The sequence below is a fragment of the Streptomyces niphimycinicus genome (assembly GCF_018883605.1).
GTDB lineage: Bacteria > Actinomycetota > Actinomycetes > Streptomycetales > Streptomycetaceae > Streptomyces > Streptomyces niphimycinicus.
In genome coordinates this window covers 1-11,421 of sequence record NZ_JAHLEM010000690.1, presented here as the reverse complement: position 1 = coordinate 11,421, position 11,421 = coordinate 1, and the positions used below count along the sequence as shown (strand labels likewise).

Annotated in this window: 11 protein-coding genes; 4 read left to right on the top strand and 7 right to left on the bottom strand. The window is 73.1% G+C overall.

All coding sequences use genetic code 11. The features are described from left to right. Positions 1–1,066 (bottom strand): ferrochelatase (locus KN815_RS40370; RefSeq protein WP_216346765.1); only part of this gene is annotated, 1,066 nt, incomplete at its 3' end. A gap of 118 nt (positions 1,067–1,184) precedes the next feature. On the opposite strand from KN815_RS40370, the gene KN815_RS40365 reads away from it, so the two are divergent. Next, positions 1,185–2,441 carry an MFS transporter gene (locus KN815_RS40365; RefSeq protein ID WP_216346764.1) on the top strand — a complete coding sequence of 419 codons (1,257 nt, stop codon included), beginning with the start codon at positions 1,185–1,187 and terminating at the stop codon, positions 2,439–2,441. Next, positions 2,395–3,720 carry a D-arabinono-1,4-lactone oxidase gene (locus tag KN815_RS40360; RefSeq protein ID WP_253209550.1) on the top strand — a complete coding sequence of 442 codons (1,326 nt, stop codon included), beginning with the start codon at positions 2,395–2,397 and terminating at the stop codon, positions 3,718–3,720. Before KN815_RS40365 ends, KN815_RS40360 begins: the two co-directional genes overlap by 47 nt. Before the next feature lie 4 nt (positions 3,721–3,724). On the opposite strand, the gene KN815_RS40355 is transcribed toward KN815_RS40360, so the two are convergent. Continuing rightward, positions 3,725–4,543, bottom strand: a complete 819-nt coding sequence (locus KN815_RS40355; RefSeq protein ID WP_216346763.1) for a hypothetical protein — start codon at positions 4,541–4,543, stop codon at positions 3,725–3,727. 356 nt (positions 4,544–4,899) lie between these two features. Between KN815_RS40355 and sepH the strand changes: the two genes are divergently transcribed. Further along, on the top strand, positions 4,900–5,988 hold the full coding sequence (sepH, locus tag KN815_RS40350) for a septation protein SepH (protein WP_216346762.1): 1,089 nt from the start codon (positions 4,900–4,902) through the stop codon (positions 5,986–5,988). A gap of 90 nt (positions 5,989–6,078) precedes the next feature. On the opposite strand, the gene KN815_RS40345 is transcribed toward sepH, so the two are convergent. Next, positions 6,079–6,915: a sulfurtransferase gene (locus tag KN815_RS40345; RefSeq protein ID WP_216346761.1), complete on the bottom strand. Its 837-nt coding sequence runs from the start codon at positions 6,913–6,915 to the stop codon at positions 6,079–6,081. A gap of 287 nt (positions 6,916–7,202) precedes the next feature. Here KN815_RS40345 and KN815_RS40340 point away from each other — a divergent pair, with 287 nt between their 5' ends. Next, positions 7,203–7,976 carry a VOC family protein gene (locus tag KN815_RS40340; RefSeq protein ID WP_216346760.1) on the top strand — a complete coding sequence of 258 codons (774 nt, stop codon included), beginning with the start codon at positions 7,203–7,205 and terminating at the stop codon, positions 7,974–7,976. Positions 7,977–8,024: 48 nt separating this feature from the next. Here KN815_RS40340 and KN815_RS40335 read toward each other — a convergent pair whose 3' ends face one another. From KN815_RS40335 to KN815_RS40320, 4 genes are all read right to left on the bottom strand, one after another. Further along, positions 8,025–8,669 (bottom strand): thymidine kinase, encoded by a 645-nt coding sequence (locus tag KN815_RS40335; RefSeq protein WP_216346759.1) that lies wholly within the window; start codon positions 8,667–8,669, stop codon positions 8,025–8,027. A 43-nt stretch (positions 8,670–8,712) separates the two neighbouring features. Then, on the bottom strand, positions 8,713–9,954 hold the full coding sequence (locus KN815_RS40330) for an alkaline phosphatase family protein (protein WP_216346758.1): 1,242 nt from the start codon (positions 9,952–9,954) through the stop codon (positions 8,713–8,715). Continuing rightward, complete coding sequence (locus KN815_RS40325; RefSeq protein WP_030842663.1) at positions 9,954–10,550, bottom strand: DUF5998 family protein; 597 nt, start codon at positions 10,548–10,550, stop codon at positions 9,954–9,956. The genes KN815_RS40330 and KN815_RS40325 overlap by 1 nt, the downstream gene beginning before the upstream one ends. Before the next feature lie 62 nt (positions 10,551–10,612). Beyond that, positions 10,613–11,421, bottom strand: an 809-nt coding sequence (locus KN815_RS40320) for an acetate--CoA ligase family protein (protein ID WP_253209548.1), incomplete at its 5' end; no start/stop codon positions are given.

Here is an 11,421-nt window from a genome sequence, read left to right as displayed (position 1 = left end):
CCAGGGCGCAGCGCTCCGGGGCGGCCGCGGCCCGGTCCTCGGCGAAGCGCTCGGTGGCCGCGCGCTCCAGCACCAGATCGCGCACGGCCGCGGCGAACCGCGGATCGGCGCCGACGGTCGAGGCGCGGGAGACCGGCAGCCCCAGCTCGGCGGCCTTGGCCGTGGCCTCGGTGTCGAGGTCGTACTTGACCTCCATATGGTCCGAGACGAAGCCGATCGGGACCATGACGACGGCGGGCACGCCCTCGCCGTGCAGCTCCTCGAGGTGATCGCAGATGTCCGGCTCCAGCCAGGGGATGTGCGGCGCGCCGCTGCGCGACTGGTAGACCAGCCGCCAGGGGTGCGGGGTGCCGGTCTCCTCGCGCACCGCGTCGGCGATCAGCCGGGCCGCATCGAGGTGCTGGGCGACATACGCGCCGCCCTCCCCGTCCTCCGTGTGCGCCTCCACCGGGCCCGAGGTGTCGGCGGCGGCGGTCGGGATGGAGTGCGTGGTGAAGGCGAGATGGGCCCCGGCGCGGCGGTCCTCGGGCAGCTCGGCGAGGGCGGCCAGCGTGGCGTCCACCATGGGCCGTACGAAGCCGGGGTGGTTGAAGTAGTGCCGCAGCTTGTCCACGCGCGGCAGCGGCAGCCCCTCGCCCTCCAGCGCGGCCAGGGCGTCCGCGAGGTTCTCGCGGTACTGGCGGCAGCCGGAGTACGAGGCGTAGGCGCTGGTGGCCAGCACCAGGATGCGGCGGTGACCGTCGGCGACCAGCTCACGCAGGGTGTCGGTCAGATACGGCGCCCAGTTGCGATTGCCCCAGTAGACCGGCAGGTCCAGGCCGTGCTCGGCGAAGTCCTTGCGCAGCGTGTGCAGCAGCTCGAGGTTCTGCGCGTTGATCGGGCTGACCCCGCCGAAGAGGAAGTAATGCCGGCCGACCTCCTTCAGCCGCTCGCGGGGGATGCCCCGCCCGCGCGTGACGTTCTCCAGGAACGGCACCACGTCCTCGGGGCCTTCCGGCCCGCCGAAGGAGAGCAACAGCAGTGCGTCATAAGGGTCGGGGGAAGGCTGTACTGACTGATCCGGCATGCTTCCGATCCTGCCACCAGCCGCTGACAGGCGGAAAACGGCCCTGCGCGAACCAGCGACCTGCCCGTAAGCTGTATCAGCTCGTACGATCCTTACCCTGCTCACGGCGGAGCCTGCCTTGCCCAGTACCAGCCCCTATCGTGCGATCTTCGCCGCCCCCGGAACCAAGGGGTTCTCCGCGGCCGGCTTCCTCGGGCGGATGACCCTGTCCATGGCGGGCATCGGCGTGGTCACCATGGTCTCCGAACTCACCGGCCGGTACGGGCTCGCGGGCGCCCTGTCGGCCGTGCTGGCACTCTCCGCCGCCTGCGTCGGCCCGCAGATATCCCGGCTGGTCGACCGGCACGGCCAGCGCCGGGTGCTGCGCCCGGCGACCCTCGTGGCGCTCACCGCCGTCTGCGGGCTGCTGCTGAGCGCACACCTGGGCTGGCCGGACTGGACGCTGTTCGTCTTCGCCGCCGGGGCCGGCTGTGTGCCCAGCGTGGGCTCCATGGTGCGGGCCCGCTGGGCGGCGATCTACGGGGACTCCCCGCGCGAACTGCACGCCGCGTACGCCTGGGAGTCCATCGTCGACGAGGTCTGCTTCATCCTCGGGCCGGTCATCTCGATCGGGCTGTCGACCACCTGGTTCCCGGAGGCGGGCCCGCTGCTGGCCGCCTGCTTCCTGGCGGCCGGGGTCTTCTCGCTGACCGCGCAGCGGGCCACCGAGCCCGTACCGCATCCGCGCGGGCAGCACACCGGCCGTTCGGCGCTGCGCTCGCGCGGGCTCCAGGTGCTGGTGGTCACCTTCGTGGCCACCGGCGCGATCTTCGGGGCGATCGACGTGGTGACGGTGGCCTTCGCCGAGGACGAGGGCCACAAGGGCGCGGCGAGCCTGGTCCTGGCGGTGTACGCGCTGGGCTCCTGTCTCGCGGGCGCGGTCTTCGGGCTGCTGCGGCTGAGCGGATCGGTGTCCCGTCGTTGGTTGTGGGGTATTTGTGCGATCGCCGTGAGTATGATCCCGCTCCAACTGGTCGGGAACCTGCCGTTCCTGGCCGTGGCGCTCTTCGTCGCGGGCCTGGCCATCGCACCCACGATGGTCACCACCATGGCCCTCGTCGAACGCCATGTACCACGCGCGCATCTGACCGAGGGGATGACCTGGGTGAGCACCGGGCTCGCGGTCGGGGTGGCGCTCGGCTCGTCGGCCGCCGGATGGGTGGTGGACGCGGCCGGCGCCCGGGCGGGGTACGCGGTGCCGGCCGTGGCCGGGGTGTTCGCGGCGGCGGTGGCGTTCCTCGGGTACCGCCGGCTCCGGCCGGCGCCACAGCGGGAGGGGTCGGGTGCGGATGGCCGTCAAGACCATGAAGACCGTACGGAGCAGCGTGTGGCGTAACTGGGCGGGGAATGTGACGGCCCGCCCGGTGCGGAGCGTCGCGCCGTCGTCCACTCAGGAACTGGCCGAGGTGGTCCGCCGGGCCGCGGCGGAGGGGCTGAAGGTGAAGGCGGTGGGCTCCGGGCACTCCTTCACCACCACGGCCGCCACCGACGGGCTGCTGATACGCCCCGACCGCATGGCGGGCGTGCGCGAGCTGGACCGCGAGGCGGGGACCGTGACCGTGGCGGCCGGCACCCCGCTCCGGCAGCTCAACGAGACGCTGTCGGCCCATGGGCTGTCGCTGGCCAATATGGGCGACATCATGGAGCAGACCGTGGCCGGGGCGACCGCCACCGGCACCCACGGCACCGGCCGGGACAGCGCCTCGATCGCCGCCCAGATCAAGGGCCTGGAGCTGGTGACGGCGGATGGTTCGGTGCTGCGCTGCTCGGCGAAGGAGAACCCGGAGATCTTCGCGGCCGCCCGGATCGGGCTCGGCGCGCTCGGTGTGGTCAGCGCGATCACCTTCGCCGTGGAACCGGAGTTCCTGCTCACCGCGCGCGAGGAGCCGATGCCCTTTGACCGCGTGATGGCCGATTTCGAAAGGCTCGTGGCCGAGAACGAGCACTTCGAGTTCTACTGGTTCCCCCACACCGGCAACTGCAACACCAAGCGCAACAACCGCAGCACCGGCCCCGCCGCCCCGGTGGGCCGGGTCAGCGGCTGGGTGGAGGACGAGCTGCTGTCCAACGGCATCTTCCAGGTGGCCTGTTCGGTGGGCCGGGCGGTCCCCGCCACCATCCCCGGAATCGCCAAAATCTCCAGCCGCGCCCTGTCCGCCCGGACCTACACGGACATCCCTTACAAAGTCTTCACCTCTCCGCGCCGAGTGCGCTTCCTGGAGATGGAGTACGCCGTGCCGCGCGAGGCCGCGGTCACCGTGCTGCGCGAGCTCAAATCGACCGTCGACCGGTCCGGACTGCGGGTCGGCTTCCCGGTGGAGGTGCGCACCGCACCCGCCGACGACATCGCGCTGTCCACCGCCTCCGGGCGCGAGACCGCGTATATCGCCGTCCATCTGTACCGGGGCACCCCGCACCGGGCGTACTTCACGGCGGCCGAGCAGATCATGATCGCCCACGGCGGCCGTCCGCACTGGGGCAAGCTGCACAGCCGCGACGCCGGCTACCTGTCCGGGGTCTATCCGCGATTCGGGGAGTTCACGGCGGTACGCGACCGGCTGGACCCGGACCGGCTGTTCACCAACGACTATCTGCGGCGGGTGCTGGGCGACTGACGCGTCACGGCCCGCCGGTGGCGCCGGGCGTGGGCGTGGCGTTGCCGGAGCCGTCCGTTCCGCCCTCCGTGGCACCGCCGGACGGGCCGGGGGTGGCGGGCGCGGAGGTGCCGGGCGCGGTCGTGCCGCCGGTGCCGCTCTCGGGACCGGAGCCCTTGCCGGACCCGGATGTTCCAGACGAACCGGGCGTCGGTGCGGTCGACGCGTCGACCGCGCCGCCCCCGTGGGAGGTGCCCGGGGACGGTGTCTCATCCCCGCCGCCCCGGGACGGGCTCCGGGACGGAGCGGCCGGGCCGCGGCGCGAGGGGCCGGGGGTGGACTCCGACCCGGAGGAGCGGCCCACGCTGTCGCCGACGGTGGTTCCGCCCCGGCTCTCCCCCCAGACGTTGGACACCGGGCCTCCGGAGAACATCTCGATCCCCGTGATGACGCTCATGGCGAGGACGAAGACCGCCAGCGCCCCGAGGACATGGCGCCGCCTCCCGCGCAGCCGGGTGCCGTGCGTGGTCGGCTCGCCGTACGTACCGGGGGCCGCCGCCACGCGCGGGGGCGTGCGGGGCCCGGCGGGCCGCCGGGGCCCCGTCTGGACCCGCACCTCCTTGATCTGCTCACCGGTGCGGTGGAACAGATGCTGGAAGACGGTGCCGCCCGCGGTCGCCACCACGCTCATCACACCGGCGCCCAGGATCGTCCCGTAGACACCCAGTTTGGAGGCGAGCACCGCGGCGGCGATGGCCGCCAGCGCGCTGCCGGCCACCTGGGCCACGCTCAGCTCCATCCGCCCGCTCTTGTGTTGTCGGTCGCCGTCGGCGTTGCCCTGCATCTCCCGCCTCGCTTGGACATTCGTTCCAGCCTGCTGGGAGAAGTGACCGATAAACGAAGCAGATCGTTCCGATTCTGTCGTTTCTGTGAAACTTGCCACCCAAATTGGGCCTCACTTCGAAGGATTCAGGCTCCGATCCCCCTTCCGGCCATGAACTCGGCTGGCGTGCCGCTCCACCCGAGCGGCCCGAATGGAGTACTGTGGCGAGCCCTGGCCCCGCTTTCCCGTCCGGCCGCCCGGACCCAGCGGGAGGGGTCAGAGGGCGGCAACCAACCGGCCCGGGCAACTCGGCAAAGTTGTGGCAGGCTGCACCCGGGCAGGCCACACTCGTCTAGCGGGAGAGCAGCGACGCAACCGTGACGTCGGCAGGCACCACCCGGGAGGTCCCCATGCCCGAACTGCGTGTCGTGGCCGTCAGCAACGACGGCACACGGCTGGTGCTCAAGGCTGCGGACAGCACGGAGTACACGCTTCCCATCGACGAGCGACTGCGCGCCGCGGTGCGCAATGACCGCGCTCGGCTCGGCCAGATCGAGATCGAGGTCGAGAGCCATCTGCGGCCCCGTGACATCCAGGCCCGTATACGTGCCGGCGCCACCGCCGAAGAGGTCGCGCAGATGGCGGGCATCCCCGTCGACCGCGTGCGGCGCTTCGAGGGCCCGGTGCTGGCGGAGCGCGCCTTCATGGCCGAGCGCGCCCGTAAGACTCCCGTGCGCCGCCCCGGCGAGAACACCGGACCGCAGCTCGGCGAGGCCGTGGCGGAGCGGCTGCTGCTGCGCGGCGCCGAGAAGGACACCACGCAGTGGGACTCCTGGCGGCGCGACGACGGCACCTGGGAGGTGCTGCTGGTCTACCGGGTCGCCGGTGAGCCGCACTCGGCGAGCTGGACCTACGACCCGCCCCGGCGGCTGGTCCAGGCGGTGGACGACGAGGCGCGGGCGCTGATCGGCGAGGCCGACGACACGCCCGAGCCCAGCTTCCCGTTCGTGCCGCGGATCGCCCGGCTGCCGCGTGACCGGGATCGGGACCGCGACCGCGACCGGCCGTCGTCCGAGCGCTTCGACGACGACTCCCCGGTGGCCACGCCCGCGTCCGCCTCGCTGGACGACGGTCTCGGTGAGCGGGACTCGCTCACCAGCCTGCTGGAGGCCGTGCCCAACTTCCGGGGCGACATGGTCGTGCCGGAGGCGCCGGTCGCGTCGGCCGCTCCGCCGGAGGAGCCCGACGAGGAGCCGGAGGCCGTCGAGCCGCCCGCCTCCGCGGCGAGCGCGGGTTCGGCGTACGCGGATGTGCTGATGCCGCGTTCGGTGGCGGGCCACCGGGACCGGCTGACCGGTACGACGGACCGGCAGGCGGAGGCGGACGGCGTCCGCCCGGGCCGCCGGGCCGCGGTGCCGAGCTGGGACGAGATCGTCTTCGGCACCCGCCGCAAGAAGCAGGAGTAGCAGCGAAGGAAGCCGCCGGCCGCACCACGGCCGGCGGCGGCCGATCCGGGCCCCGCCACCGCACACCGGTGGCGGGGCCCGTCGGCGTGTTCAGCCCCGCTCGGGGCCCGTGGCCACCGGACGGCCGCCGTCCGAGGACCATTCGCTCCAGGAGCCGACGTACAGGGCCGCCGGAACGCCCGCTACGGCCAGCGCCAGGACCTGGTGCGCGGCCGAGACCCCGGAGCCGCAGTACACCCCGACCTCGGCGTCCTCGGTGGCCCCCAGGGCCGCGAACCGCTCTGCCAGCCGGTCGGCGGGCAGGAAGTGCCCGTCGGTGGTGACGTTCTCCATCGTGGGGGCGGAGACCGCGCCCGGGATATGGCCGCCGACGGGGTCGATGGGCTCGACCTCGCCCCGGTAGCGCTCGCCCGCGCGCGCGTCCAGCAGCACCCCGCGCCGCGCGAGCGCCGCCGCGTCGTCGGCCTCCAGCAGCGACAGGGCCCCGGGCCGCGGGACGAAGTCGCCCTCGGGCGCGTCCGGTTCATCGGTGGTCAGGGTGCCGCCGCCCGCGGTCCAGGCGGACAGACCTCCGTCGAGCACCCTGACGGACGGATGCCCCGCCCAGCGCAGCAGCCACCACGCGCGCGCCGCGGCCCACCCCTGTCCGCCGTCGTACGCCACTACGCGCCGGTCCTGGCTCACCCCGGCCCGGCGCATCGCGGCCGCGAACGCGGAAAGATCGGGCAGGGGGTGACGGCCGGTCTTTCCGGGTGGGGCCGCCAGCTCGGTGTCGAGGTCGACGTAGACGGCGCCGGGCAGATGCCCCGCCTCGTATGCGGGGCGGCCGGGCGGCCCGCCGAGTTGCCAGCGCACATCGAGCAGGAGCGGAGGCTGCTCCTCCGCCAGCTCACTCATGAGATCGGATGCGGTGATGATGGCATGCATAGGAACCATCCTTGCGTAGATATCTCTGCGTCGATTGGACCACCCGGTCACCCGGTGTACGTCCGAGTGACACCAGAGCGCAATGAAGCTGAAACGGACGTGCGGTAGTAATTCAGACATTCTGCTGCGGGGCATGGCGAATTGCGGTTCCGCCAGGGCGCCATGTGCGACAGGTGGTGAAAACATCGGTCGGGCCCCCCGCATCAGCACCTCCGCACGACCGCCCCGCGCCGCCGACCGGCCCGGGGCCGCATGTCCACCACGATGGTCCGAGGAGAGATTGACGTATGACCGAGGCAGCGACTCGGCGCACACCGGGCACGCCCTGCTGGACGAGTCTGATGGTGCACAGCCTTGCCGCGACACAGGACTTCTACCACTCCTTGTTCGGCTGGGAGTTCACACCGGGCCCACAGCAGCTCGGCGCGTACGTCCGCGCGGTCCAGGGCGGCCGGCCGGTCGCCGGGTTGAGCGAGCTGCCTCCGGAACGCCATCTGCCCGTGGCCTGGACGACCTATCTGGCGTCCGACGACGCCGATGAGACCGCCGAGATGATCCGCGCCTGTGGCGGCACCGTGGCGGTCGGCCCGCTGGACGCCGACGAGGCCGGCCGGACGCTGATCGCCGCCGACCCCGAGGGCGCGGTGTTCGGGGTGTGGCAGGAGTCCACGTACACGGCGGAGGAGACCGGGGCGCCGGGCACCCCGGTCTGGCATGAGCTTCTGACCCGTGAGGGCACCGGGGTCCACAAGTTCTACCGGATGGTCTTCGGCTACCAGGCGGAGACGGCGGCCGGGGAGGAGCCCGGCTGCCGCACCCTGCATCTGGACGGCCGGCCGGTCTGCGGGATCCAGAGCGTGGGCGACGCCCTGCCGCGCGACCGGGGCCCGTACTGGATGACGCACTTCGCGGTGGACGACGTGGACGACACGGTGCGCCGGGTGACCGAGACGGGCGGTCAGGTGGTGCGGCCGCCGTCGCGGGGAGCGACCGGCCACCGGGCCACGGTGCGGGACCCGGAAGGGGCCGCCTTCACCGTCGTACGGCGCGCCGGGGGATAGTCGGGAGCGCCGGCCGGAGGGCCAGGGGCTGTTCCCCGGGACAGCCCCTCAGTCGACGGGCAGCACATCCGGCGACAGGGTGGCGGCGCGTGCTCCGGCGGCCGTCACCCGGCGCCGGTGGTGACGTCGGCACAGCACCTCGTAACCGACCTCGCTCTCCGGCCGGTTGACGTCGCCCACGACGACCTGGGCGCCCTCGACGACCATCTGGCCGCCGACGGTACGGGCGTTGTGGGTCGCCCGGGCGCCGCACCAGCACAGCGCCTCCACCTGAAGCACCTCCACCCGGTCGGCGAGCTCCACCAGGCGCTGGGAGCCGGGGAAGAGCTTGCTGCGGAAGTCGGTGGTGATGCCGAAGGCGAAGACGTCCAGCTCCAGGTCGTCGACCACCCGGGCGAGTTGGTCGATCTGGGGCGGGATCAGGAACTGCGCCTCGTCCACGATGACGTAGTCGACCCGGCCCCCGGCGGTCAGAGCCTGGACCACATGGTCGTAGAAGTCGAGGTCGTCGGCGACCTCGACCGCCTCGGTGGCAAGACCCAGCCGTGAGGAGAGCTTGCCCTCGCCCGCCCGGTCGTCCCGGGTGTAGATCATCCCTTGGAGCCCTCGCGCCGAGCGGTTGTGCTGAATCTGCAGAGCGAGGGTGCTCTTTCCGCAGTCCATCGTTCCGGAAAAGAACACCAGCTCGGGCATGGGAAAGCGGAGCCTTTCGTAGGGCGGGGGTGAACGCGGGCGCTCAGGAGCGTACTTCGAGGAGCGGCACGAGCTGCTCCACGGGGGTCATCGAACCGTGCAGCCCGACCATGGCGGACTCCTTCGGCTCGGTGTGCGAGGCGACGATCGCGACGTCGTCGCACGCGGCGGCCACGATATCGCCGATCCGCCGGTAGACCCGGTCGTCGACGCCCCTGACCCCGCCATCGGCACCGCCGGGCCCGCCGAACCAGCCCGCCTCGATGGCCTCGTCGCGGCCGGCCACCCACATCCGCTCCCCCAGCACCTCGCGCCAGACGGCCAGCACATCGCCCGCGGCGCCGGGAACGGCGTACACATGGCGGGCGCGGCCCTCGCCGCCCAGCAGCGAGACGCCCGCGCGCAGCTCCCAGTCCTCGTCGAAGTCGATGCGCGACTCCGGGTCGAACGGGATGTCGATCATGCCGTGGTCGGCGGTGACATAGAGCGCCGAGCGGGGCGGGAGCTGTTCGGCGAGCCGCTGGGCGAGCCCGTCGACATAGCGGAGCTGATCACGCCACTCGGGCGAGTCCACGCCGAAGCGGTGCCCCTTGCCGTCCACCTCGCTGTAGTACGTGTAGACGAGCGAGCGGCCCGCGGCGCCGAGTTGCTCGGCGGCGAGGTCCATCCGCTCCTCACCGGTGAGCCGCCCGTGGAAGGTGCCGCCGCTCAGCGCGATCTTGGTGAGCGGGGTCTCGGCGAACGTCGGCGCGGAGACCTGGCAGGTGTGCACGCCCGCGCCATCCGCGAGCTGGAAGACGGTCGGATACGGCTGCCAGTCATGCGGGTCCGTCCAGGGCTGCCAGCGCAGTTGGTTCATCAACTGGCCGGTGCCGGGGTCCCGCACCGTATAGCCGGGCAGGCCGTGGGCGCCGGGCGGCAGGCCGGTGCCCACCGAGGCGAGCGAGGTCGCGGTGGTGGACGGGAAGCCCGCGGTGAGCGGCTTCCCGGCACCGCCCAGCGAACTGGGCAGCAGCGAGGTCAGGAAGGGCGCCTCGCCGGGGTGGGCGCGCAGCAGCTCCCAGCCGAGGCCGTCGACCAGGAAGACGCAGACGCGGTCGGCGGGGGCGAGCCCCAGACCGGAGGAGAGCCCCGGGACCTCCTGGCCCGCGGCGACGGCGGGCAGCAGATCGGCGAGCGAGCCGGTGCCGTACTTCGGCAGAGGCGCGGAGCGGGGGTCGAGCGGGGTGGGCTCTGGCCAGAAGGAGGCGGCGGAGGGCAGTGGGCCGGTGGCGGAGCCGGACATCAGCGGCCGGTGTCCGGCGTGGCCGCGGTGGCCTCGGAGAGCGCCTGGGCGAAGGCCAGGGTCTGGCGGACGGTGTCGGGGCCGTCCCCCGCCTCGCTGACCCGCAGGCTGAGGTCGTCGGCGGTGGACGAGCCCGTATAGCCGTGGTCGGCCTCGCAGTTGGGGTCGCCACAGGCGGCGGGCTCCAGGTCGAGGCGGCTGACGGCCCCCCAGCCGATGGTCAGCACGACCTCACGGGGCAGCGTGCCCGGTGTGTACGACTCGGGGTTGGCCACGACCCGGCTGAGCACGACCGAGGAGATCCGCTGGAGCTTCACGGACTCGGTGGAGGTGGTGGCGTACGGCGACGGGGAGGTGCCGTCCGCGGCCTGCTCGTCGGTGTGGCTGACGATGAAGCGGTTGCCGGTGAGGACCAGCACCGTGACATGGCGGCGGACCTCGTTGGCGTCGAAGGTGGTCTCCTGATGGACCAGGTACGACACGATGGGCTCACCACCAACGGCGGCCTCCACCGCTTCGGCCACGAGTGCCGGGTAATAGCCGCTGCGCTCGATCGCCGCGCGCAGCCCCTGGGTCGTCGTACCGGTCTTCGCCATGTGCACCATCCTACGGGGCCGCGCCGACACCGGCGCCGGTGCCCGCCAAGGCGCCCGCCGACTCAGTAGGCGGGCATGTGGCGGGGGCCCAGGTCGGTGCGCGGGGGCGGCGGGGCCAGCCGCGCCGAGGCGCCGAGCACGGAGAGGCCCTGCTGGGCGACGACGACGGGTTCGAGGTCGACGGCGACCATCTCGGGTTGGTCGTCCACCAGGCGGGACACCCGCAGCAGCAGCTCCTCCAGGGCCGCGGTGTCCACCGGCTTGGAGCCGCGCCAGCCGAACAGCAGCGGCGCGGTCCGGATGGACCGGATCAGCTCGGCGGCGTCCCGGCCGGTGACCGGGACGAGGCCGTGGGCGGTGTCCCCGAGCAGTTCGGAGGGGGCGCCGGCGAGCCCGAAGGAGAGCACGGCCCCGGCGGCGGGGTCGATGGCGGCCCGTACGACGGTGTCCACGCCGCGTGGCGCCATCCGCTGCACGACCAGCCCCAGTTCCTCGGGGCGGCCCAGGTAGTCGGTCAACTCGGCGTAGGCCCGGCGCAGTTCCGTCTCGCTGCCCAGCTCCAGCCGTACCCCGCCCAGGTCGGCGCGGTGGCGCAGATGGGCGGCGGTGGGCTTGAGCGCGACCGGGAAGCCGAGCCGCTCGGCGGCCCGCACGGCGGCGTCGGGGTCGGGCGCGGGGAGGGCGGGCAGCACGCTGACGCCGTAGCGGGCCAGGAGGCGCTGGGTGTCGGCGGCGGACAGCTCGACGCCGAGGCCCGCGTCGTCGCCGGGGACGCCGGCCGTGGCTTCGGCCTTACCGTCGCCGGGCCCGCCGCGCGTGGCTTCGGCGGTCCCGCCGCCCGTGCCGTGGCCAGTCCCGCCGCCCGCGCCGT

Excerpts from the sequence above, each read along its gene's own strand:
- KN815_RS40360 (WP_253209550.1), top strand. The coding sequence starts at position 2,395 with ATGGCCGTCAAGACCATGAAGACCGTACGGAGCAGCGTGTGGCGTAAC.
- KN815_RS40355 (WP_216346763.1), bottom strand. The coding sequence starts at position 4,543 with ATGCAGGGCAACGCCGACGGCGACCGACAACACAAGAGCGGGCGGATG.
- KN815_RS40345 (WP_216346761.1), bottom strand. The coding sequence starts at position 6,915 with ATGCATGCCATCATCACCGCATCCGATCTCATGAGTGAGCTGGCGGAG.
- KN815_RS40340 (WP_216346760.1), top strand. The coding sequence starts at position 7,203 with ATGACCGAGGCAGCGACTCGGCGCACACCGGGCACGCCCTGCTGGACG.
- KN815_RS40335 (WP_216346759.1), bottom strand. The coding sequence starts at position 8,669 with ATGCCCGAGCTGGTGTTCTTTTCCGGAACGATGGACTGCGGAAAGAGC.
- KN815_RS40330 (WP_216346758.1), bottom strand. The coding sequence starts at position 9,954 with ATGTCCGGCTCCGCCACCGGCCCACTGCCCTCCGCCGCCTCCTTCTGG.
- KN815_RS40325 (WP_030842663.1), bottom strand. The coding sequence starts at position 10,550 with ATGGCGAAGACCGGTACGACGACCCAGGGGCTGCGCGCGGCGATCGAG.